This is a genomic window from Sodalis praecaptivus (assembly GCF_000517425.1).
Taxonomy (GTDB): Bacteria; Pseudomonadota; Gammaproteobacteria; order Enterobacterales; family Enterobacteriaceae; genus Sodalis_A; species Sodalis_A praecaptivus.
This window is the reverse complement of sequence record NZ_CP006570.1, coordinates 372209-396300: the sequence shown is the minus strand read 5'-3', so window position 1 is coordinate 396300 and position 24092 is coordinate 372209. Positions and strand designations below refer to the sequence as shown.

General features: G+C 58.4%; 19 protein-coding genes. 1 reads left to right on the top strand and 18 read right to left on the bottom strand.

What is annotated here, in order from left to right:
• Positions 1 to 169: 169 nt before the first annotated feature.
• The 10 genes from SANT_RS22550 to SANT_RS24425 all read right to left on the bottom strand — a co-directional run bounded on the left by SANT_RS22550 (position 170) and on the right by SANT_RS24425 (position 13666).
• Complete coding sequence (locus tag SANT_RS22550) at positions 170 to 877, bottom strand: radical SAM/SPASM domain-containing protein (RefSeq protein WP_025424493.1); 708 nt, start codon at positions 875 to 877, stop codon at positions 170 to 172.
• An 11-nt stretch (positions 878 to 888) separates the two neighbouring features.
• Positions 889 to 2118, bottom strand: coding sequence for a glycosyltransferase (locus tag SANT_RS22545; RefSeq protein WP_025424492.1), 1230 nt, complete (start codon positions 2116 to 2118; stop codon positions 889 to 891).
• A gap of 343 nt (positions 2119 to 2461) precedes the next feature.
• Entirely contained in the window at positions 2462 to 3691 is a 1230-nt protein-coding gene (locus tag SANT_RS22540) for a 2-deoxy-scyllo-inosose synthase (protein WP_025424491.1), read from the bottom strand.
• A 9-nt stretch (positions 3692 to 3700) separates the two neighbouring features.
• Positions 3701 to 3976 carry a DUF6137 domain-containing protein gene (locus tag SANT_RS22535; RefSeq protein WP_025424490.1) on the bottom strand — a complete coding sequence of 92 codons (276 nt, stop codon included), beginning with the start codon at positions 3974 to 3976 and terminating at the stop codon, positions 3701 to 3703.
• Complete coding sequence (locus SANT_RS22530) at positions 3973 to 4743, bottom strand: PIG-L deacetylase family protein (RefSeq protein ID WP_025424489.1); 771 nt, start codon at positions 4741 to 4743, stop codon at positions 3973 to 3975. Before SANT_RS22530 ends, SANT_RS22535 begins: the two co-directional genes overlap by 4 nt.
• A gap of 39 nt (positions 4744 to 4782) precedes the next feature.
• The gene (locus SANT_RS22525; protein ID WP_025424488.1) at positions 4783 to 6651 is read right to left on the bottom strand and encodes a hypothetical protein; all 1869 of its coding nucleotides are present in this window, start codon (positions 6649 to 6651) and stop codon (positions 4783 to 4785) included.
• Positions 6648 to 10328, bottom strand: coding sequence for a hypothetical protein (locus SANT_RS22520; RefSeq protein ID WP_025424487.1), 3681 nt, complete (start codon positions 10326 to 10328; stop codon positions 6648 to 6650). The genes SANT_RS22525 and SANT_RS22520 overlap by 4 nt, the downstream gene beginning before the upstream one ends.
• A 21-nt stretch (positions 10329 to 10349) precedes the next feature.
• A complete protein-coding gene (locus tag SANT_RS22515) occupies positions 10350 to 11003 on the bottom strand; it encodes a histidine phosphatase family protein (RefSeq protein WP_025424486.1) in 654 nt (217 codons plus the stop codon).
• 20 nt (positions 11004 to 11023) lie between these two features.
• A complete protein-coding gene (locus SANT_RS22510) occupies positions 11024 to 12292 on the bottom strand; it encodes a DegT/DnrJ/EryC1/StrS family aminotransferase (protein ID WP_025424485.1) in 1269 nt (422 codons plus the stop codon).
• 753 nt (positions 12293 to 13045) lie between these two features.
• Entirely contained in the window at positions 13046 to 13666 is a 621-nt protein-coding gene (locus SANT_RS24425) for a hypothetical protein (RefSeq protein ID WP_148296390.1), read from the bottom strand.
• 244 nt (positions 13667 to 13910) lie between these two features.
• On the opposite strand from SANT_RS24425, the gene SANT_RS22500 reads away from it, so the two are divergent.
• Positions 13911 to 14981, top strand: a complete 1071-nt coding sequence (locus SANT_RS22500) for an LD-carboxypeptidase (protein ID WP_025424483.1) — start codon at positions 13911 to 13913, stop codon at positions 14979 to 14981.
• Between the two features lie 30 nt (positions 14982 to 15011).
• Here SANT_RS22500 and SANT_RS22495 read toward each other — a convergent pair whose 3' ends face one another.
• From SANT_RS22495 to SANT_RS22460, 8 genes are read right to left on the bottom strand one after another with little or no spacing between them, the layout of a single operon-like run.
• Positions 15012 to 16313: an MmgE/PrpD family protein gene (locus tag SANT_RS22495; RefSeq protein WP_025424482.1), complete on the bottom strand. Its 1302-nt coding sequence runs from the start codon at positions 16311 to 16313 to the stop codon at positions 15012 to 15014.
• Positions 16310 to 17236: a serine hydrolase domain-containing protein gene (locus tag SANT_RS22490; RefSeq protein ID WP_025424481.1), complete on the bottom strand. Its 927-nt coding sequence runs from the start codon at positions 17234 to 17236 to the stop codon at positions 16310 to 16312. Before SANT_RS22490 ends, SANT_RS22495 begins: the two co-directional genes overlap by 4 nt.
• A 5-nt stretch (positions 17237 to 17241) precedes the next feature.
• Complete coding sequence (locus SANT_RS22485) at positions 17242 to 18006, bottom strand: ABC transporter ATP-binding protein (protein WP_025424480.1); 765 nt, start codon at positions 18004 to 18006, stop codon at positions 17242 to 17244.
• A complete protein-coding gene (locus SANT_RS22480) occupies positions 18003 to 18869 on the bottom strand; it encodes an ABC transporter ATP-binding protein (protein ID WP_025424479.1) in 867 nt (288 codons plus the stop codon). The genes SANT_RS22485 and SANT_RS22480 overlap by 4 nt, the downstream gene beginning before the upstream one ends.
• Entirely contained in the window at positions 18862 to 19797 is a 936-nt protein-coding gene (gene nikC, locus SANT_RS22475) for a nickel transporter permease (RefSeq protein WP_025424478.1), read from the bottom strand. The genes SANT_RS22480 and nikC overlap by 8 nt, the downstream gene beginning before the upstream one ends.
• Entirely contained in the window at positions 19794 to 20867 is a 1074-nt protein-coding gene (locus SANT_RS22470; protein WP_025424477.1) for an ABC transporter permease, read from the bottom strand. The genes nikC and SANT_RS22470 overlap by 4 nt, the downstream gene beginning before the upstream one ends.
• Positions 20868 to 20879: 12 nt before the next feature.
• A complete protein-coding gene (locus SANT_RS22465; protein ID WP_025424476.1) occupies positions 20880 to 22472 on the bottom strand; it encodes an ABC transporter substrate-binding protein in 1593 nt (530 codons plus the stop codon).
• Between the two features lie 22 nt (positions 22473 to 22494).
• Positions 22495 to 23922, bottom strand: a complete 1428-nt coding sequence (locus SANT_RS22460) for a M20 family metallopeptidase (protein WP_025424475.1) — start codon at positions 23920 to 23922, stop codon at positions 22495 to 22497.
• Positions 23923 to 24092: the final 170 nt, after the last annotated feature.

The window sequence follows — 24092 nt, the reverse complement described above, 5'->3', positions numbered from 1 at the left end:
AGGACGTTCGCCGCAGTCGGCATACGCTGGCGCCATGCTAGAGTTTAGGGACCCGCGGATAACGCCATTCCCCCCCTGTTGGCCGTTGCACTCTGTACAGAAAGCCGAGGGGGGAGTGTGGGGACCACACAAGCACCGTGGGGGGCACCGGTGCCAAACCGCGGATGCGTCAAAGCACATAATCAAACGCCTCGCTTTGCAGATGCGCCATATTATTACAACGGCGGCAAATGGGGGTGGCGTTACGGTTGCCGCACGCCAGCGCTTCTCGCGCTTCACGAAAAGCGGGCGCGTCCCAAATAGCCATTATCGGCGTGGTGAACACATTGCCAAACACCACTTCTTCACGGTTATCTTCATAGCACAGCACCACATTGCCCGTAATGGTGATGATCAGCATGTCCGACGGCGCATAACAGGGATGATGAGTGCCGATCTCGGGACCGGCGGCGACATTGCCTGCCCGGTTGGTGAGTTGCAGCTGATCGGGGATTAACCAAGTTAAAGCCGGTTTGGCCTCGCCCGGCTGGCCGTCGTGTTGGGTGATGATAAAATGCTTGATGCCGTTGTCATACAGTAGACGGTATTTCTCGTCGGTCAGATAATCACCGTTGCTATACAGGATCTGACGTACCGCCGGCAGCCGCTCGGTCACGCGGGCGACGAATTGCGGCAGGCGGGGGTGCAGCAGCGGTTCATTGTAGAAATGGTATGACAGCCGTCCGTTGAAATGGCATTCCTCCAGGCGGTCGAGAATGCTGTCGAACTGTGCCGGCTTCATGACTTTTGGCGCATCACGCGGCGCAACAACATTGGGACAGTAGGTGCAGCGTCGATTGCAGCGGGAGTTGATTTCTATTTCCACCATTGTGAACATTTGCCTGTTCCTTATTTTGACGGTTTCACGATCGGTCGATGGGTAAACTCCTGATAAAGGGATTGCAACCGCGGCAGCACCACTTCCGGGGAAAATAACGCCGCCGGCGAAGATTTTCCGCTTCGCTTTTCCTCGGCGGAAGAGGGCGTCAGGGCGCGGCAAACGCGATCCACCAATTGGTCGATATCACCCGGCGGTGCGAGCAACTGGGGGGAAATTTTTCCAAGAATCTCCTTGATGCCGCCGACGGCATAGGCGGCGACTGGGGTACCGACAGCGGCGGCCTCGATCGACACGCCGCCGAATTCTTCATGCTCGGAGGGCATGACGATGACCCGGCAGGCGGCGATGGCGGTCGCTACCTGGTCATTGGGAATAAATCCGGTGATTACAAACTGCGCTTGCAGCCCATAGTGGGCGACCTCGGCCTCGAGCCGGTGCCGCTGAGGGCCGTCGCCCACCACCAGAAATTGCAGTCCCAGATGGCGCAAACGATCGGCCATAATGACAAAATGCGACCAGCCTTTTTCATGGGCGATCCGCCCGATGAATCCCAAAGTGCGGTGTGTTAATCCGTAGCGCGTACGAAATACCCGCACCGCCGCCGCCCCCGGGTGCTGGAAATGGCGTGTATCGACGACGTCAGGCAGGATTTCTACCCGCCGCGCATAAGGACGGATTTTGGCCGCGGTTTGTTCCGTGAGCGTGATAGCTGTATCGGCGGCATGAACGGCTTTCGTCTCCAGATAACGGGCAAACCGGTGCATGAGACGGTCCAGGCGCGACATCGGCCGGTAAATGGCCAGACGCGAGCAGTGGAGCGTCAATATCATGGGACATGAGAGCAGTTTGGGCACCAGGCATGCCACGAGTAACGCCGGAATTTGTCCATCCAGATGAATATGGACCAAATCAAAGGGCGTTTGCCGCGCCTTACGGCGTACGCGTAATAAAATCGCTAACGCCCAGGATTGCGTTAGCCCTTTCAGCCCCGTCAATTCCGAGCGCCATTCAGGCAACGAAAAGTAGGTGCGCTCAACGCTCAAATTGGCGTGTAATTTGCGGTTTTTCGGTAAGCCGGGAAAGCCTATAGTCATGACATGCTGCCGGATCCCCTGCTGGGCCAGCCACATGGCCTGCCGCCAGATTTGTATCTGCATCCCTCCAAGGGCGTCGTAGTGGGCGGGCCAGGTCTTGACATCGGGATGGTGAAAAAAAGGCGTTAACCGTAATAAATGCATATTACCGTCCTATTAAGCTATTAAGCTATTAAGCTATTAAGCTATTAAGCTATTAAGCTATTAAGCTATTAAGCTATTAAGCTATTAAGCTATTAAGCTATTGAGCTATTGAGCTATTGAGCTATTGAGCTATTGAGCTATTGAGCTATTGAGCTATTGAGCTATCGAGCTATTAAGTCGCTAGCCGCGGGTGCCACAATCCGTCCATTCCTTTTACGGGACAGGCGCCCGGTGAAAGGCATTAACACAGCCTGGCCGCCGGCGACGGCCGTTGCTGTTGCGTAACGCATCCTGCGTCATAGCGCTAGCGTGGCGACAACGTCTCGCCGGCGCCGTGCCCTCATCAGCAAGGATGAAGAAGATGCTTTCGCAGCAGGGCCTCAATAAGATCCACTGACACCGGCGTTAAAGGGATACCCTCATTATTCAGCAGAGGAACGCCCATATCCTGCAGTAATATCATCGGGACTTCGTTCGCCGCTGTTCGCAGATAACCGCGTTTGTTATCAGACAGCAGCATCTGCATCACGGCTTCCGCGGTAGTGCCGGCGGGCGCCCGCAGGTCGACGCCGTTGAGCCGCAACAAACGATAATGCCAGTCATAGGCTTTGGGGCTCAGTACGCCAAGCGCGGACGCAATCTCCGCCGCCACAATCATACCCAGCGCCACCGATTCGCCATGCGTTAGCCGCCCGGCGCAGGCGAGTTCGATGGCGTGCCCCACGGTATGTCCGTATTCAAACGCCAGCGCCTGGCGCTTTTCCCGTCTGTCATGGATCATGATTTTTTGTTTTGCTCTAACGCCGGACCGCACAATGCGAATCAACGCGTCCTCGTGATACTGCGCATCGGGATTGAGCGCCTGCGCTAGCGGTGATGCCTCTTGCGCCTCAATGATCAGAACGTTTTTGATAATCTCGCATAAACCCGACCGGATATGCCTGGCGGGCAGGGTCATCAGAAATGCGGTGTCGGCAAATACCGCTTCGGGCATGTAGTAGCATCCCAGCAAATTCTTGCCCTGCGGCATATTGACCGCCTGTTTATGAGAAACCACGGAGTCGCTCATCGCCAGCAGCGTGGTGGGAATATGCACCAGCCGGATGCCGCGAAATAATAACGCGGCCAGCAACCCTGCAAGATTGCCCACCACGCCGCCCCCCATTGCGACAATGACGCTGTTGCGATCGACGCCAACGCTGAGTAATTGATTAGCCAGCGTTTCGAGCGTCGTCAGGGTTTTGTTTTCTTCCCCCTCCGGGATGGACCAAACCCGGATAGGGCAGTCCGTGTGCAGCTGCCGAACGAAGGATTTGACGTGCAGCGCATTGACGGTATGGTCGGTAATGACGTGCAGTGAGGACGCCACCATGCCGGCGAGATGATCCGCGATAGCGCCCGCGCAATGGCTGCCCAGCCAAAAAGGATAGGCCATCTCCTCAAAACGCAATTCGTTTTTCGCCATGGAATGGCTCTGCTCGTGCGGATACCCCAAGGACAACGCCTGTCCAGCCGCGCGCCGGGGGCGGGTTTCCTGGCATGTGGCGGGACGCCGATCGTTGCTGCTCTTCATCTTTTTCCCCTATGGATGATATGAAAAAAAGGCTTTTCCAGCCGATGCCCGCGCGTGATAGGCGCGATGCACAATGTCCGTCAATTCATCAACGCTTATCGTTAACGGCTGATAACGGGTCCATCCCAAACTGCAATCGAGCAGCGCCTCAAGCCGTACCATGAATTCGATGGCGTCGCGGGCGGGGATCGTTAACCGTCCGCTGGCGTTTATCATTTCCACCGCTTCGCCGGTGGTATCGCAGGCAATTTTGTAAATTAATTTGCGGATATAATCGGCCGTCATTGGCGTGCTGGCTCCCATAACCGTTCGGCGTGGCAAACAGACTCGTCGGCGCCCCTTTGGCGTCTCGCCAATTGTTGGGAGTAGTGAATAATCGTCTCAACGGTTGCCGGTTCGAGTTGGCTGGTGTAGCAGGTCATGGCGCAATATTTTTCCCTTACGGCGGCATCAATATCGACCGTTGCAACGATGTCCATCCCGCGGGCGCGCAGCGCCGTTTCCAGCGCCGCAGGCGAAAATTCGCCGGCGTAAGGCAGATCTTCATAAAAAACGCGTCGCCACGTCCCCGGTATCCGACTTAGGCTGCGATGGACGATGTGATGATCGACGTGGCCGCCAACGGCCGCCGGCGCGATAACGATATCGGGTAGGGTGGTTGCTAACCTGAGCCGCAGCGTCTGGGTAACATTTTCGGCACGCGTGTCATCGTCGCGCAGCTCCTGGCGCTCGCTTACCGCGTCATAACCACACAGGCTGGCGTCGGGAAAATCACACGGGCTAAAGTCCAGGGTAAAGCGCTGGCAAAAGGCCCGTTCTTCCTCCATACGCACCTCATGAATGGCCTCGGGCCCCGCCTGGCGCAGCAAGTCGGGTACGGCCCACGCGCTGCGGGTAAAAACCGTCACCAGCGTGAATGCGCAATGGGGCGCGAGTAGGGCGATGATCCCCGCCAGTGAAAAAGCCGCATCGTCAGGGTGAGGGGCAATCAACGTAATGCGCTTACCCTCCCAATTATCGATGAATGTCCGGGCGTCAAGGGTCGAAATCATAGGGCCGCTCCTTTGGGTATGTGCCGCTGTCGATCGCGGCTAAGCCTGCTTGGCCGGCGCGCCCGGCCGCGTCCCGGCAAGGATGTTCTCCCGGTACCGGATCAACTGCTGCGCCAAGAGCGAAAGATCTTCGCGCAGGCGCGCTTTGCCTCGAGCGCTAAACTGGCGCACTTCCCGATTGATACCGCTAAGAATGACGCAGGCCGCCGCCGGGAGTGAGGCGGCGACAATATCTACCGTCGGCGGCGCATAGTGCTTATCGTCATCCATCAGGTGTAGCGTCTCGAAGGGCAGGTGATGGACCAGCAGGAATGCGGCGATTTCCAGCTCGGGCCAGCTCACGTCTCCCCAGTTGGCGTTCTGATGGAAGCGATGGAGGCCTGCTTCGGCATCCCCTTGCCAATGCCATTCGCCCCAGGCATAACGCAGGGAAGATCGGATAGGCCGCAGGCTGCCGCCAAAGGGCGGGATCGTAAGTGAGCACAGCCAGGAGGGCAAAGCCGGCGCCGGTTCCTGACCCATGCGCGTTTGCAGGCGTTGCCATAGGCGGTTTAACATTTCGCCTATGGGTACGCGCGAACGCTGCCCGGCGACCCGCGCCAGCGGCGGGTGGCTGATGTTCTCGATGCTGTGCCGGCTTTGCAACAGCCAGCGGCGACGTTCGGACCCGTTGGCGTGCGCGAGTAGGGCGCGTAACGGCCGGAGGCCGTGGAGATGCTGCGTAATATGGTAACCGTCCATAAATGCGGCCTGGGCGGAGGCGGCGCAGACCTGTTTAAGCCGCCCGAACTCCGCCAAACCATAGGCGTTTTCGCCAATGAAGCGCAGATGCATCAGAGGATTGCCCGAGGGGTCCGTTATCAGCAGCGGCGTTTTCCTGGGATTAATGCGCCTTAAGCGCGAGCGCGCCATGGCGGGAGCATTCCAGGGCAGCCAGGCCTCCCCTGTCCCATATCGCTTTTCCAGCGCCGGGCAGTGGATAACGACGCGGGCCCCGGCGCCGACAGAGGCGGTTTCAGGCAGTGCGGCGGCGAGCGTGGCCAGGAAAGCGGCATGATCCTGCGCTAGCAGCAATTGCCAAAGGGGACGCCGTTCACGGGCAACAAGCGGCGAGTGTGAAAATTGGGTCGTCCAGACCTCCGGCGCGGCTATTTTGCTGACATGGCCGATACTGGCGAACCACAGGCCGTTGACCTTATCCGCCAGCACGCTCACCAGTGCCGAGACGGTACGGCCGGTATCGGGCTTATCGTCGACAATCAGCAGATTGGGGCGGTCCGGCAAGGCGTCGCAAAGACGCAGCAGCGTCGCCAGCTCCGCGGGATGATAGCGGCACGACGTATCCTGTTGTCGAAGCGGCCGCACCGTAAGCCAGGGTGGCGTCGATTGGGTTGTTTTCGCCACGCCGGCGACCCAGCGCGGGGCGACGATACTGCCGCCGCTGCGGATGCCCACAATCACCAGGGGATGCCCGTCAGCCTGCTCACGGGCGAAGCGGCCGGCATCGGCCATGCACACTTCGGTATCCCCCAGGTCATAGCCATAGCATTCCGGCAAGGGGGTAGACAGTATGCGCGTCAGCAGTTCCAGCCACGGGGCCATTTGGCCTTGCAGCGTCAGGGTAAGCGATGGATAGCTGGCCGGAGTGCTGGACGCATTGTGACCGCAGGCGATAGACATGACATTAAGCTGGGCATGGTTCATCGCGCAGCGGATTTGTCGCCGTAACGCCAACGGTTGATGGCTAGCCTCCGCCAGCAGGCTCAAATCGCACCAAATCTGATAGAGCGCGCAGGCGCAGAGATAACCATCGCCGCCCAGTTGACATTCGGCCTGGCGGAGTCGCTCCACCAGCGCGGCGGGGGTGATGTCGACCCGGGCGGGATCGATTGTGTGCGGTATCATCATAGCGTCTTAGTCCTGATGGCTGAAATAATGGCGATAGGGTCGACATCGGCGAGGCTAAAACGGCCTCTCTCGGCGGTTTCGGCACGGTTGAGCACCTGCTGAATGGCTTTTTCGCCCTCTGCCGTCATGCCATAAGGCACGAGGGACAGCTGTTCAACGAGCCGTCGGCGCTGGCCGGAGGTCAGGCGTTCGGCATGATGCGCCAGCAGATAGTCTTTGGCGCGTTTGAACCGGCATTGCCACTGGGTCACCTCCTGTGCGACAGCCTCAGCGTTGCGGGCGTCAATCGCCGCTTCGGGGAGATGGTGCAGCACCGCTTCGCGTAAGCGGGCATGTTCTGGCGCGGTGATTAAGCCCCGTACGGTGGCCGTCATATCACGGCGGTGCAGCAGGCTCACCCCAAGACGTTCCGTGGCGACGGCGGATAGCGTTGACTGAGCCAGGCGTGTTAGCGCCTGTTGCGGCCATCGGGCCGCGAGCAATAATCCCAACTGCCCGGCGGCGATATGCAGATGATCCCACCGTGCTTGACCACAATCGGTTGCCTCCAGCCGTGCCACGGCCGCCAGGAAAGCATCCCAAGCGCCGTCGAATCCCGCGAGGCAGGCATCCGCCACCGCCTGCGCAAGGGAGCCGTCCAGGCACAGCGAGGCCAACATGGAGGCAAAAGGCAGGGAATAGACGGTGACGCGCTGACGGGAGAAATCCACCGCCGCGCGGTAGGCGGCATAGGCGTGCATGAGCTCGCGCCACGGGGCCTGCCCTAGTAGGGCGTAGACATGGGCGACGCGATCGTTGTCGACATAGGAAAAATCATAGGCGGCGTCGAACAGCGTGCGTAACCACAGCACCAACTGCGGCAGATCGTCGTCGCGCCATGCCCCGTCGTCGCTACGCTGCAGGCGCAAAAAAAGCGTCCAGGTGCCTAACTGACAGACCCGGTTGACGACGACGCGCCAGACGGGGTTCCATTCGACCAGGCGCAGTGCTAACGCCTCGAAAACATAGAGTCGGCCGATTTGATTCTCGTCCGCGTTGGGCAGTTCGGCAAATTCCACCACCCACTCCCGCTCGGTGACCACAAAACTGGCCTTATGCACCACAAACGGTAGAGAGATTTCCAGGGTATGCGGGGTGAAGCGCAATAAACAGGAGCGGGTATCGCCAAACGCATCGGCGCGTTCAATCAGTTGCTGAAGCCGGGCGGGCAAGCCGCGGTGGGACTCAGTACGAAAGTGGGCCAACATCCATTGATGCAGTAGGTTGTGCAATTGATGGGCGTTACGTATCGGCAACTGCTGCGGCGTCATTTCGGCGGCGATCGGCATTAATACCTGCCAGCGTAAGAAATCATCGCCCAACTGTTGCGCCATCTCCTTATCCAGCTCCAGGGTAAAACTGTCAGGCAGGGGCTGGTGGCGGGCGGCCGTTATCCAGCCTAGTAACCCCGCTAAGGCTGCGGTCTGCCCGTCGGTAAGTGGGAAGTGTTGCGCAAAGGCAATCCAGCCCGCGAGCAAGTCCAGATAGCGGCGATAGACAACGGGGTCGCGCCGTTCCACCACGTCGGTCAAAACCGCCTTGAGCACCTGATCGTAGGTGTCCACCAGGTCTATACGGCACAGCCCGATCAACGTGATGAGCCGGGCCTGCCGGAGCGCCGTCATAAGTTGGCTGGTGGCCTGCAATAGCCGTTCGGCTTCCCGCATACCGGCCTGCGCCTGCGCCGCTTTGAAGCGGCCAAGCGGCGCCAGAAAGCGCGCGTAGCTTTCAAAGGCTTCGGGATGGCTTACCAGCTCCGCCAGCAAGGGGGGCGCCAACGGGCCGTAAGTGATGACATGTAACAGCGATAGCGGAGAAATGGCGGCATGGCTGGCGTTCATGATGCGCTGAATAATCGCGGTACGTTCCGCGTCGGTATAAATCGGTAATTTTACGGTGTCGTCCAACACCCGCAGCAGGCATTCCAGCCGCCGCGCGTCGGCAGGCGCCGTCATCGCCGCCTGTACGCGGTCAGCCAGCTGCAGGGTAGGCAACGTTGTCATCCACGCCTCGGCGTTCAGCATCTGTTTCATCAGGCGAAGATCGGTGAGGGCGCCCAGTGAAGGCGCGAGATCGGGCAGCGCCGCGCAGAGCTGCGGCAACAGCGTGCGGGGCAAGCGCCGAGCGTTATAGGCGTGTAGGTACCCGCGCGCTTCCCCGGCTGTCGGCCAGGCGTCCGGCAGCAGAGAGAGCGTCTCTTCTCCCCCATACGGCAGGAGCCACCCCGCTAAACTCGGGCTGCGGACTTCGCGGGCGGTTTGCAGCCAGGCGTCTGTAGGGAACAGCGTGCGCCATCTCAGTGCGGCGGCGGTTTTTTCCGCTAGCGGCGGCGGCCCGGCCAACGCTTGCTGCAGTAATATCGCGAGAGCCTCGCGGGTGAGTGGCGCTGCGGGTACCGGCGTCGTGTCGTCGAAGATGGCCTGTATGGCGGTGGGCAAATTGACACGTTGCGCGGTTTCGCTGGTTAGCGGGATTGCCGGTTGCTGGGCGCTGAAGTAGGCATAGTCCTCCTCGCTATCGATGACCACCCACGTTACGGTGGGTACGTGCGCCAGGCGCACCAAGAAAACGGGCAAATTTTGCTGGCGGAACATAATGCCGGCATGTTCACAGGCGACGCCTGTTTCCACGAATACCGCCGCCAGAGCCTTTTTCCCGGACGGGGAAAGCCCTAAATAGCGCCCCCATGCCTCGTCCAGAGTAGTGGCGCACAGAAAATGACCGGCCGCGGGCGCCATGGCGGGCAGCAGCGCGTTCACGGGTACGGCGCGCAGCGCGCCGGCCAAACGGGCGCGGGTGGCGGCCGTCAGCCGTTCGACCTGAGACTCTAGTCGATAGCCCGGCGCCGGCCGAACCTGCACGAGCCAATACTTCATCATTGTGGCCTGGCGTAATTGCGCGCCGTGCCACAACGGTGCCTTGCTTGACGGCCAATAATACGCCACGGCGTTAACGCGCGCGCCGGGGGATTGCGCCGAGGCGAAACCAAACCCCAACGCCAGCTCGCCCCGCACGCCATCTGAGGCGCTCAAGCTCATCGCGGTCGCCGACACCAGCCCGAGATCCGTTTCCAGTACCCACTCGGTATCCAGTGCCGGCTGTGCGAAATGCTGATGTAGCTGTTGCAGGCGTTGTATTAATTTCCGGCAATCCTCCGCGGTCAAATAGGGGGACTGTGACGGTTCGGCCACACAGGGCACGCCCTCAACCAGCCGCTGAGCGAACCATGCGATAGGCTGCGGCTGATAATTGGGATGGTCCAGTTTTTGTTGCGCAATCGCCTGGGCCGTGAAACCGCTGAAAACTACCTCGGCCACCCGCTCGGCAAAATCGGTTTTAGCGAGGCATATAACGCTGGCATAGCCCCCGGCATTGACGAACCGATCGCCATCCTCCAGTCCCGCGCTGCGGATAATCCAGGGCGGCGGGCCGCAGCGTTCCTCTACGTATTTCATCCGATCGGGATGTTGGGACAGATAGCGGCGATACAGGTCCTGCAATCGAGCGGCATCAGCCTGTGGGTGCGCGTTGACGATAGCCTGGGCGTCATCGGGACCAAACCCCGCTAACGGCGGCACCAGCGCCGCGAAGTCCTGCTGTTGTGAGAGCTGCTGTAAACGTTCATATTTTGCGGTCATAGCGTTCTCTTGGCGTTCTGGTTAAAGCCATAAACCCAGGTGGTTTTGCGCATTGGTAAGCACCAGCCGAGAAGGGCCGCCCAGCGTTTCGTTTTCGACCACATGCAGCGCGGTGTGACTTATTCGCAATCGCCAGCGCTGTAATGCGGCGGGTTCAAGCCCCAAAAGCGTCATAATGGCTAACTCAATCGTTAACGCATGAGACACGATAAGCGTGAGGGCCTCCCCACCGCGAAACCGATGGCGCTGCTTGAGAAAATCGCTGACCCTCGCCTGTTGGGATGTCACCGTTTCAACGCCGGGTTTCGCTTCCGTGGCCGTATTGTCGATGCGCGCCTGGAGCAGGGCATCCCAATCCGGCAGCGTGAGCGAGGGATTAAGCGGCGGACTGACCCGCATCTCCTCCAGACGATCGTCTTGTATCAAGGGTAAGCCGAGCCGTGTGCCCAGTACGGAGGCCGTTTGCAGCGCGCGCCGCATCGGGCTGCTATACAACCTGGCGCCGGTCAACCCTGCGGGGAAATGGTCGGCCAGCAGCCGGGCTTGCCGCTGGCCGATGGGGGTCAGCGGCGAGTCAGGCGCGACGGAGTCGAAACGATCGTGCGCTTCCTGCCGGTTGCACACCGCTTGCGCATGGCGGATAAACACGAAACGATGGCGTGGTGTAGTGGTCATCGGTTTTCCCTCGAACGCCGTTACAGGCAGTGCGCGGAGCGCAGAAGTTTATCCAACGCATGCTGTATATCCACCATGTCCTCTTGCTCCGCCAATAACGCGCGATGGGGGAGGGTAAGGTGGCTGCGGGCGAATTGTTCCGCTTGCGGCAGGTTAAATCGCTGCGGTTGAACGGCTGTTTGAAAATGCTCGCTTAAGATAAAACGTCGCCGGCTGGCGGGCTGATACAGGGGACAGGCATTCAGCGCGGCATACATCGGCTTGCAGGGCAGAGAGAGCTCTGCGGAAAGGGCGTTTGCCCACTGCTCAATGGAGGCGTGCTCCAGCGCGGCAGCGGGTAAGCCTATGACATACTGATAATAAACCCGTTCGGTCGTACCTGGCGTGGTGTGCTGCGGCGTACAGCCGGTTTGTCGCACCAGCGTGTCCAAATAGCTCGCGTTGCGCCGTCTGACGGCGTTTTCCGCGTCCAGCTTTTCCAATTGCGCCAGCAGAATGGCGGCGTGAAATTCAGATAGACAATAGTTTGATCCCATCAAGGCGGCCGTTTCCACTAACTCCATCCCATCGATGGGCGGGGGCGCGCTGGCAAGGCTGCGGCCATCCGCGCGCAGGTGGGATAAGCGCTTGGCGAGGTCCGCGTCTTGGGTGATAACCGCGCCGCCTTCACCGCTGGTCAGCAGCTTGCTGTGCTGCATGCTGAAAGTTCCCGCGCTGCCGAACGTGCCGACATGCTGCCCCGCAAAGCGTGCGCCGTGCGCCTGGGCACAATCCTCAACGAGCGGTAGTCCGTGCTCATTCGCCAGCGAAAGCAGACCTTTGACATCGGCCACCGCCGAGCCGAGATGGACAACCGTAATGGCGCGACAGCGCGGCGTAATCGCGCGTTTAACCGCCTCTACGTCCAGGCAGCCGGTTTGCGCATCGACATCCGTTAACACGGGTATGGCATTGATCCCCAAGACCGCGGAGGCGGACGCTACCCATGAAATGGCCGGCACGATAACTTCGTCGCCCGCCCCCACCCCCAATGCTTCCAGCGCCATACTCAAACTGGCGGTGCCGCATGCGGCGGGTACGCAATAGCCTGCGCCGGTATAGCGAGCGAAAGCCTGGGCAAACTGTTGTTCAAAACACATGACGCCGCGATAAGGGCCGCTAATGGACCAGCGGCTGCTCTCCAATACCGTCAGCAGATTATTGACGGTTTGTGAAGAACTTGCGGGCCACCGTGGCCAGGGGTGTTTCCGAATAGCGCTGCCGCCATGTACCGCAAGTCTCGACGTCATATATAATCTCCTTTTAATAATTCGTCACATTAATATCTCTTAGCGTAATTTAAATAACTTCGTTATTGTTATATGAGGCTCAATTTTAAGTTTCTATCAGCTATGCATGAATTGCAATAGTCTATTGCTCCGCTGCGAAATGCACAGTGATTAATTTGGAGGAAATAATAAGAACGCAATTATACTATTTCATATATTTAGTATTACGTTATTTCTCCCTCGGCGGCCAGAATGAAAATAAGCTATAATAAGCTATTAATATGTTGTCAGTTTAATTATATCTGCAAATCATATATATTGATTTAACGAGGTTGATGCTCTCATTGATGAACGTTTTTTTCCAGCGCTGGCAGGACAAAAAGTTATTGCGCTGGGCATGGACGAAAGCAGGGCGGAAAAACCGCGCGGAATTAACGCGTAGGGCCTTAAGATAAAGGCGCGTTTCACCGTGTATGGACGATGATAACCGGGTATGGTTAAACTTTGCCTGACGCCGCGCGTCATTAAGGGATGCCGGGATTGCGCTTGGGCAGGCAGTGTCAGACCCGTCTGGTTGGCTGGTTGGCTGGTTGGCTGGTTGGCTGGTTGGCTGGTTGGCTGGTTGGTAGGCTGATTGGCATGATGGGACCGGGATGGCGGGCTAAAGTGCCATCACCGCGGGATGATTCCGCGCCAGACATTTTCTTCACGCCTGCCAAGCCAGGCGTTATGGCCGCGCCGTCGTGTCGGCAGCGCGTGGAATAGCGGTCTCCTTTAATCACCCCATAATTTAATCGACATTTCATAATCCCCGTAGGGACTGTCGCTATCGATGGCCCTTTCTTGCTGAAACACCGGGGGACGCGGGCGTTTTACCGGATTAGGAGGGGTGAAAGTGGGAGAATGCCAACCGTAACCATCGCAATGGGGCCGTGCTCTGGAAGGCGCATGCACGGAAGCAGCGGAACTTCCCGGAAGAGGGTCGGTTACCGCGAACGAAAGAGCGTCATCCTTGAAAGTGTAGGCGGTTTTATGCTGGCTGCACAGGGTTCTTTGGTCCTTGGTTTCAAAGTTAATCCCGCCCCGCGTTAACTTTGACGCTCCTTTAGCCGGACCCGGTTCACTTTGCTCTTTAAAAAAGGGCTGAGGCCGATCGTCGACCGAATAAGACACCTCGGGTACAGGGGAACGGTAAGAAAAATCTATTTTATCTTCGGCATAGCATTCTAACGCTACACCCAGTGCCGCTATGAGTAAGGTGGATAGTCTGAAGCTACAAATAATAGCCGTGTTGTATTTTCGCCGGGATGAAGCGAAAGGCGCGTCAACATTTTCGGTAGCCGTTAAGCCTCCGTCTGAGGGCGTGAGTGATTTATTCGTTGTTAAAATTGGCATTTATTCCTTTCTCCTTGAACATTCCCCTCCGTTTTGCTGCAAGCGTCAACGTTCACGGGGATGGCACGACCGAGGGAATTACCCTCGCTATTTCTTTTTATGCCGCGCGCGTGCTGAAAATTAACATCATTAACCGGCTAATGTTTAAACGTAAAATAAACATCGCTCTAGTTTTGAGGATTTTTGGCGTCTATCCGTGTTAAGTAGAGTAAGGTCATGGTGATCCCCTCTCGCGGAGTAATGTATGAAGTATCCCTTTATCGCATTATGGCTGATAATAATAGGCGTAACTTTATCCGCAGCGGCCCCCGCCGCAACCGAGATATTTCACCCTTTGACCCATGATTGCGCTACGACGAATAACGTCCCGGCTGGCAAACCGACGATTTATTTAATATCCAGTTCATCTCAATACGATGAAAGCATTATCGGCGAGATCGAGACGGTATTTCGCCGGCAAGGTTATGCCGTGGATAGCCGTTATCTTGACCAGCATCCCACGCCGTTGGGCTATGTGAATACGGACGACATTCGCGCGGCAACGCTAATCAAAGCGTTAACGGATGACAATGTAAAATATCTGTGGTTTGTCAGGGGAGGGTCTGGCGCGCTGAACCTTTATCCTTATTTGTATCGTAGTCGCTACAAGATAGCGGCCTCTTCCCCCAAAGTGCTTATCGGCTTCAGCGATGTGACGGTCCTGCATCACTTTATCAATAACGTCATCAAGTGGCCCAGCGTTCACGGTATTCTTGCGTCCTACAACCGCGAAATGTATGACGTGCGCAAAGATGAACAGGTGAGTATGTACAGCAGCATACCGCAGATTTTCCGCACGGTGGCGAACGGTATGACCTATACGGGCATTGAGCCGCTCAATTTGCCCGCCTTCGCGGGCGGTCAAGGCATTGTAAACGGCGGTAATCTGACGTTGATGCAGTCGCTATTCTCCACTCGCTATGAGAAAAGTTATGCCGATAAAGTTCTGCTTATGGAAGACACCGGCGTCACCTATAAACAGCTTGACAGGACACTCCATCAGCTCGAGTACATGAAAAATTTCCGTCCCAAGGCGGTTATTTTTGGCCAATTCTATCCCATCGGCGCGGATAAAAAGGAGCGAGATCTCAATCGCTACGTGCTGCAGGACTTTGCCAGACGGGTGAATTTTCCAGTCTATTATTATCCCGAGTTTGGCCATGGAAAAACGAACCAGCCGTTTATTCTGGGCCAACGGATGACCATTCAGTGCAATAAACATTATCGCTATTGCAGCCTGACTCAACCGCCCATCAATGCTGCGTCGTCCGCCTGACGGTGTTTATCCGCCGCGGCTTTAACCGACTCACGCAACCAGCAACGGCCGCAGAAAGCTAAGGTCTGCTTGGCTATCGAGCGACTGCAGTTGCAAATAGAGGGACGCCGCGTCCGCCAGCCCCTGACAGCAGTCGACAAACTTTTGCCGCCGATCGTCCTCGGTGAACCGCTCTTCAAGGCCGCCTTTGGCACTGTGCCGCTGCGCTGTCAATTGACGCCCGTCTTTGAAGTGCAGCGTCACGCTATGGGGCAAATTGTCGTGCATTTGTTCTTCTTCGGCGCGCCAGGCGACCATACTGATGCGAGCCAATTTCACGGGATCGGCCTGCTGCATAACCTGTCGCGGCGTGAAATCGCTTACGCTGAGCCGGCCTTTTTCCAACATGACCTGAACGCAGTAAGGCATGGAAAAGCGGGCCTGCATTTCATTCTCCGGCTGCGCATAGGCCAGGTTACGCCAGTTGGCGACGCCGACTTTGGTAACAACCTGTTCAATATCCTCAGCGTTGAAGCGGTGCTGGGCTTGCAAATCGGCAATAGCATCCAAAATGCGATGCGTGGATCCGCAGCAGGGATGCTTTTTCGGCATGAGGCCAACCCGTTCAATCACATGGTCGGGGGGAATAGAGTATTCAGGCCGCTGCTGAGCGGATTGACCCGCATACAGTTCGCTAAAACCCTGCGGGCCTTCGATAATGTCCCGCCGGCCGCTCATGCCGGTTTTGGCCAGAACGGCAGACTCCACGGCGCCGCGCGCCGCCATGCCGGCGTGAAACGGTTTTAACGGCGTACCAAATTGGCCTTTTACGCCGCTGGCCAGGCTTACCGCGATACTGAGCGCACGCGCAATGCCGGCTTCGTCCAACCCCATCAGCCAGGCCACGCCCGCGGCGGTGCCGATACATCCCACGGTGGAGGTGCCATGCCACCCGGCGGTGTAATGGGATCGCCCTACTGTTTCACCGATCCACGCCTGGGCTTGCAGGCCTATCAGGTAAGCATCAATCACTGCCGTACCCTCGCGCCGTTGCGCCAGCGCCACCGCCAGAAGCGCGGGTACCAGCACCGCTGAAGCATGGCTCATACCCGGTGCGAAGTTATCGTCATAATCAATGGCGTGCGCTGCGGTCGCATTGATCAAGGCCTGAACGGCGGGGGAGCGGTAGGGCACCGTCCAGGCATCGCTTACGGCGCGGGTGGAGAAATCATCTCGCCCCGCGTAAAGACAGGCCAGCGTATCGGTAATGGCCTCTATCGCCAGTTTTCGGGCCTGCGGCGTAAACCTCTTGGGTTGCGCGCACCAGGCGGCGAGAGTCTCGATCACGGTCATGATAAAATCTCCCTTGCGTTGAGCGAGTCAAAAAGCAGTTGTAGAAGTCGGCCGGTTTGAAAACGGTTCACCTCTTGTCCGGGCGTATCGGTGTCTACACGATGGATGATGACTAAGGCCAACGACGGTATCACCAGGCAAAAATGACCGCCCGCGCCGCGCGCCGAATAGCTGCCATTTGGGAGGATTACCCCCGGCCAGGCGACGCCGTCGCGCGTGACCCACCACATCGCGCCGTAAGCGCCGCGGCAGCCGGCGTGGGAGACGGGTAGCGTGCTGCTCTGGACCCAGTGCGTCGGTATCACCTGGCGATCGTCCCATCTGCCCTGCTGCAAAAATAACTGGCCGAACCGGAGCAGGTCACGACTGGAAAGACGAAAGGGATAGGCGGGGTGGTCCGAAAAAACCCCGGGCTCCATGGCGCCATCCTGCGCGGGACGGAAGTCCTCCATGCCGATGGGGTCGGCGATCCGCCGCGCGAAGGCGTCGTGGATCTCCTCACCGGTCAGCTGGCGCCACACGCTGCCGAGGGCGTTGAAGTCCCAGTTGTTGTAGCACCAGTTGTCGCCGGGCGCGTAACGATGGCGTGGAGGTTTGATACTTCTCATCCAGGGGGTTTCGTAATTGGCGGGATGATAAATGCCGGAGCGGGCCATCAGTAAATCATACAACGTCGCCTGCCGTTCAAGCGCGCTCAGCCGCTGCCGGTCGTCAATCCCCAACTGTTCCAGCGTCAGCGACCAATCAAATCGCGATTCCGCCTGCGCGCAACCGAATAAGGCGCTCAGAAAACTTTTACGCATGGAGTGACAGGGATAGCGTCGTGTATCGTCGCCGTAGCGGAAAAGGATGTCGTGCCGGCGCGCGACCAGCATGGCGGCGCTGTCTAAGGTGGATAAATAGTGTTCCAGTGGGCTAAACATGGTCGTTATCCCTCGCTGGCGGCCAAAAATCGACGGCTGTAGGCGTGCGTCACCTTCCCCTGGCGCAGAGCGTTGGCGGTGAATTCCTCCAGAAGTCTTCCCTGATACATGATGCCGATCCTGTCGCATAAGTGTGCCACCACCGCCAAATCGTGCGTGACGAGAAGATAGGTCAATCGACGCTGCCGGCGCATTTGGCTAAGCAAATTAAGGATCTCTGCCTGCACTGAAACGTCCAGCGCTGAGGTGGGCTCATCCAGCAGCAGGGTCGACGGCTCCAGGATTAGCGCGCGAGCGATAGCCACCCGCTGGCGCTGCCCGCCGGAAAGTTGATGGGGATAGCGGTAACGGAACGCGTCTGACAGGCCGACGGCGTTCAGCACTTCGCTGATGCGCGTTTCATGGCGATCAAGCCCCTGTAGTTGTAACGGCTCTCGCAAAGTATTCCATACCATTTTGCGCGGATGCAATGAGGCATAGGGATCTTGAAACACCATCTGGACATCCCGGTAGCAGCCTTTGTCGCGCTGGTGCTGCTGCTCACGGTTGTTAAGCAGGATATGCCCCTGATAATGATGATTCAGCCCCGCCAACGCGCGCAGGAGGGTTGACTTACCGCAGCCCGATTCACCGATAAGGCCATAGCTTTCACCTTGTCCCAGAAGAATATTAACGTTGTCGACCACCTGACGGCGCTGACGTCCCTCGCCGAAGGCGATGCTTAATGCCAGGGTTTCAATACTGCGCTGTGCGCTGGGAATCACATTCATAGGGCGACACCATAACGGTAGCTCGGGCCGTCCAGCCAGGCCGGATCGCGCGCGGGGACGCTCAGCGTTGCCACCGGATGGCGCAGGCGCGGCTGACTGTCGAGTAATGCCCGGGTATAAGGATGGCAGGCGTGCTCCAGCTGCGCCGCGGCGATTTCCTCGACGATACGGCCGGCATACATCACCAGCACCCGGTGACAAAAGCGCGACACCAGATTGAGGTCATGGGTAATAAACAGTAAACCGGTGTTGCGCCGCGCCAGTTGTTCATCGAGGATAGTCAGCACCTGTTGACGCACGGTAACGTCCAGTGCGCTGGTGGGTTCATCGGCAATGATAAGATCCGGCTCGGGGATCAGCATCATCGCGATCATCACCCGTTGCCCCATGCCACCTGAAATTTCATGGGGATAGAGCCGGAATACTTGTTCCGCTTCGCGGATATGCACGGCTTCCAGCATCGCCAAGGCTTTGTCGCGGGCGTCTTTTTGACTTACGCGCGCATGCAAACGGTAGGCTTCAGTAATTTGCTGGCCGATCCGCATCAGCGGATTAAGGGAAAATTTCGGGTCCTGTAATATCATGGAAATACGATTGCCGCGGATGCGGCGCATCTGTTGCTCGCGGGCATTGAGCAAATCGATATCGCCAAAACACATCCTGTCGGCGCTGATACGGCCGACTTTGGGCGTCAGCTTGAGCAGCGCTCGACAAGTCTGGGACTTACCCGAGCCGGATTCCCCTACGATGGCCACTTTTTCCCGCCCGACGGTAAATGACACATTTCGCACCGCAGGATGGTCCTGATAGGCGCCTTTAAACACCACACTGAGATTCTTAACGTCCAACAAAAGATCATTCATGGCGGAGGTCCATCACGTCGCGCAGGCCATCGCCTAACAGGTTGAAAGCCAAGCTGGTAAACAGAATGGCCAGACCGGGGATTGCCGCGATCCAGCCGTGGTTCATCATGAATTCCCGCCCCGAAGAGAGCATGGCGCCCCACTCCGGGCTGGGCGCCTGCGCGCCCAGGCCGAGGAAACCCAGCCCCGCCGCGGTCAGGATAATGGCGGCCATATTCAGCGTGACGCGCACCACCACCGAGGGCAGGCACATCGGCATCAAATGGTGCAGGATGATATGCCATGAGGACGCGCCCTGTAGCCGTATCGCCGCGATATAGTCCATTTTGCGAATCGATAGCGTTTCCGCCCGCGCCAGGCGCGCAATCGGCGGCCAGGAGGAGAGCGCGATGGCGATAATCGTGTTCTCAAGGCCGGGGCCCAGGGCGGCGACAAACGCCAGCGCCAGAATCAAGCTGGGAAACGCGAGGAAAATATCCACCAGACGCATCAGCACCGTATCTACCCAACCGCCGAAATAGCCGGCGGTGGTGCCGATAATCAGACCGAGCGGGGTGATAATCACGGCGGTAAGCGCGGCGATATATAGCGTAATTCGCGCCCCGAAGATCAGCCGACTGTAAATATCCCGGCCCAGCTCATCGGTGCCGAGCCAGTGATCGGCGCTGGGCGGCTGCAGGCGATGGGACAGATCCTGGACGTAGATATCCTGGTTGGCCAATACCGGCGCCAACAGCGCCGCCGCCAGGATGAACAGCAGCACCAACAGACCGAACAGCGCAGACCGATTAGCGCTAAAGCGGTGCCACTGTAGCCACAGCTGCTGCATCCTTGCCTGCAACGGCGTCGCGGGCGAAGACGCGGCGATCCATTCGCGCCAGGTTGAACGCGGACGCGCCGACAGCGGCTTGTTCAAGGAGTCGGTCATTGAACCTCCCGGCGGGTGCGTGGGTCGAAGAGGTGATAAAGCAGGTCGCACACCACATTCAACAGGACAAAAATCGCACCGGTCAGTAAGGCGCAGCCCACCACGGCATTCATGTCGCCGGCCAGCAGCGCATTGGTAAGATAACGGCCAAAGCCCGGCCAGGCGAACACGGTTTCGGTCAGCACCGCGCCCTCCAGCAGCCAGGCCCAAGAGAGCGCCACCACCGTCAGCGTCGGCACCGCCACATTGCGCAGGGCATGCACCCAGACGCAGCGCGCCCAGGAAAGCCCTTTAACCCGCGCGGTGATAATATATTCCTGCGCCAGTTGTTCGATCATAAAGCTACGGGTCATGCGGCTGATATAGGCCAACGAACTCAGGCCGAGAATGGAAGCAGGGAGAATGATATGGCTGAAAACATTGCGGAACACCGCCCAGTCGCCCGCCATAGCGCTGTCGATAAGCCAAAAGCCGGTGACCGGGTGCAGATCGAATTCATAAATAAAATCCACACGGCCGGGACCGCCGATCCAGCCCAGCGAGGCGTAGAACAGCAGCAAACCCATCAACCCGAGCCAAAAATGCGGCGTTGAGTAGCTGATAAGCCCCAAAAAACGAATCAGGTGGTCGAACCAGGAGTTACGGTACATCGCCGATAGGACGCCGGAGGGAATACCGAGGCCGGTACCGATAATCGCCGCCACCGTCGCCAGTTCCAGCGTCGCCGGGAAGACCCGGGCAATATCCTGCGCTACCGGGCTATTGGTGGTGAGCGCCATGCCGAAATCCAAATGCGATACCGACACCAGATAGTCGGCAAACTGCTGCCACAGCGGCTGGTCCAGGCCCAATTGGTGATACATCTGGTTATAGGCTTCCTGGCTGGCGTTATCGCCAATGACGGCCACCACCGGATCGATAGGCAGCAGCCGGCCAATGAAGAAGGTTAACGCCGCAAGCCCCAGCAGCGTACACAGGATGGACAGCACGCCTTTCAGCGTGGCGGACAGGTAGCGCCAGACGGGAAAGATGTCCCTCGGCTCGGCTGCGGTGGAGAAAGCCTGCGACATGACGCGCCTCCGTTATTTGCGTGCTTTGTTGTACCAAACGCGAAAACCGTTCCAGGTCCAGTTTTTCAAAACCGGATTGATTCCCGCCGTGTTGTACATCTGGAACATGATCGCCATCGGACCTTTTTGCATGACCTCTTGTTGCAAATCGGCGTAGAGCGCAACCCGTTTCGCGTCATCAGGTTCCATTACCGCCGCCTGGACTTTTTTATTCAGCTCGGCATCAAAATAGGCGGCGCGCCAACTGGGGTATTGGGTCGCGCGGGCGTTTTTGTCGTTATCCGGATTAAACACCAGCCGCGAGGCGTTGCCGTAAGCGTCCGGCACCGAGGTCTGCCAGGCCATCATGGCGCTCTGAAACTCGCGGCCGCGCACTTTGCTGAACAACTGTGCGTTGGCCATCCGCTCTAGCGTGAGCTTTACACCGATTTTGGCGGCGTTTTGCTGCACGCTCTGCGCGATGGGTGCCGAATGGGGCAGCGTGCCGAAGTAAACGGTGGCGCTGAAACCCTGGGGGTAGCCCGCCTCCGTCAGCAGCTGCTTGGCTTTGTCCAGGTCCAGTTTGAACGGTTGGCCGGCCCGGTCGTCCAACGCCCCGAAGGCGCCGATTTGCACGAAGCTGGCGCGGGGGACCCCGAGGTACGGCATAACGCTTTTCGCCAGGCCGTCATAGTCGATCAGATAGCGCATGGCGAGGCGGACTTTCTCATTTTTGAAGATCGGGTCTTCATTATTGAACGTCCAAAAGAATAACTGCGGTTTGAGCACTTTCTCTACTTTGACCTTATTACCTTCATCAAGGGTTTTCAGGTCATCCGCAGACAGGTCGCGGGCGATATCCACATCCCCTTGGGTGACCAGCAGCCGCTGCGTGCCGGTTTCGGCAACATGGCGAATCAACACCCGCTTCAGCGGCGGTGGTCCGCCCCAGTAGCGATCGACGGCCTGCAACATGACGCCTTCCCCCGCGTTCCAGCGGGTGAGCTGGTAGGGGCCGACACAGGCGGTATGGGTTGTCAGATAGGCGTGTCCCATATCGCCGTTGACCGCTTCCTTTTCCACCTTTTTCCGTTCCAACAAGGAAGAGACATTATTGGCCGCAATCGCCTGTAAGATCAGCGTGGTGGGATAGGGCTTATCCAGTTTGAATACCAACGTGCGATCGTCCGGTGCCGTGATCGTGTTATCGACGTTTTGCTTGTTAAAGCCGTAATCGGTGATGGTGGCGGCGTTGCCATAACCCAGTTTCACTACCCGCTGCAGCGACCAGGCCAGATCCCCCGCCGTGGCGGGAGTACCGTCCGCGAAGGTGAGGTTGTCGCGCAAATGGAACGTGATTTGCCGGCGATCGGGCGAGACATCCCAACTTGACGCCAGCGAAGGCACCACTTTTTTCTCATCACCGGGATCGAAGTCCACCAGCGTGTCGCAGGTATTGGAGTAGATTTCGCTGGTCACCACCTCGCCTATCTGAGCGGGGTCCCAGGTACTGATGGCATCGATATTCCAGGCCATCACCAGCGAATCGGGTGGTGTGGCGGCCTCGGCCGTTGCGCTGCAAGCGCCCGCCGCTAACAGCAGGGCGGCAATTCGGGTCAATGTCATGGTGCTCTCCTAAAGCAATCAATCACAACGTCTCGGGGCGCGGCTGAACAGGGGGTTTTACCTCGGCCGGTATCGGACACCGGTAGGGAGTGGCGCGGGTTTGTTCAAAATGGACTTTTTTGACCTGCGCAAGCAACATTTTGTCTGTGAGCACGTCAATGCCCGTGGCGGCCATGATTTTCGCGACATGAGCCAGGCCCTTATGGGCGGCGGGCATTTTTCCCTGAGCGGTCAATTGCCAGGAATGGCCCGGCGTGCCGATGGCCATCGTCGGCACATGCGCTTGTACCGTCGGGATAACCCAACTGACATCCGCCACATCGGTCGAACCGATCATTGGCTCACCGTGGGTGTCGAGGGGGATGATATAGTCGCTCAGGGATTTGGGATGAGCGGGTTTCATTCCGGTCCGGCGATAATCGTTTTGAATATCCGCGGCGCTAAGCGTGCTTTGAATCTCATCGGCGAAGGCGTAATCGCTTTGATCGAACGCGACCGGACCCAGCAGCGCGAAATTCTGCTGCATGGCTTCTTCCAGCGGCCGGTTACCCAGCAAATTGGCGACCGCGCTCATGATACTGACGGTTAATTGCGTGTCGGTCATGATGGCGGCGCCTTCGGCCACCCGTTTTACGCGCGCGTTGAGTTCAAACATGCTTTCGACATCGCGGGCGCGGATGGCATAGCGCACGGCGGCCTTGGCCTGCACCACGTTCGGCGCGATGCCGCCGGAATCAAGCATGGCATAATGGATACGCGAATCCTGCGGGACATGTTCACGCAAATACTGTACCCCCACGTTCATCAGTTCAACCGCATCCAGCGCGCTGCGGCCCAGGTGCGGTGCGGCGGCGGCATGGGAGGCGCGCCCCGTGAAGAAAAAGTCCATACGGGTGTTGGCGAGCGATAGCGCTTTTGCCACCTCATGATGGGCGCTGGGATGCCAGGTAATGGCGACATCGACGCCATCAAACGCGCCGGCGCGCGCCATAAAGGATTTTGCGGCGCCCCCCTCTTCAGCGGGACAGCCGTAATAGCGCACCCGGCCGGGCTGACCTGTTTTGGCCAGCCACTCTTTCAACGCGCTCGCCGCCAGCATCGCCGCCGAACCCAGCAGGTTATGGCCGCAGCCGTGGCCCTGACCGTTGCCCGGCAGCGGCGAATATCGGGCGACACCCGCTTCCTGACTGAGTCCTGGGAGGGCGTCATATTCGCCCAGAAAGGCGATGATCGGGCCCCCGAGGCCGGCTTCGCCCATCACGGCGGTGGGAATGTCGGCCACGTTTTCCGTCACCTGAAAACCCTGTTTTTTCAACATCGCGGTGTGTTCCGCCACCGAGCGATATTCGGTATAACAAATTTCTGGCATACCCCAGATGCGATCGCTCAATGCGCAAAAATCCGTTTTGTGCTCGTCCACCAGATCCCAGACTAACGCTTTGTTCGACATGATTATCTCCGGCATTGCAAGCGGAAAATTGAGGCCGGCGCGGGCCCCGCTGGTTTTCAGCATGCGTCAAGGCCGCCGTTGCGCGCCAATGAACAATTCACAACGGCTAGTCCAAATTTGCATAGTTAAGCGGCGCCGGGGGGCAGCGAGGGTAGCGTGCCTCGCAATGA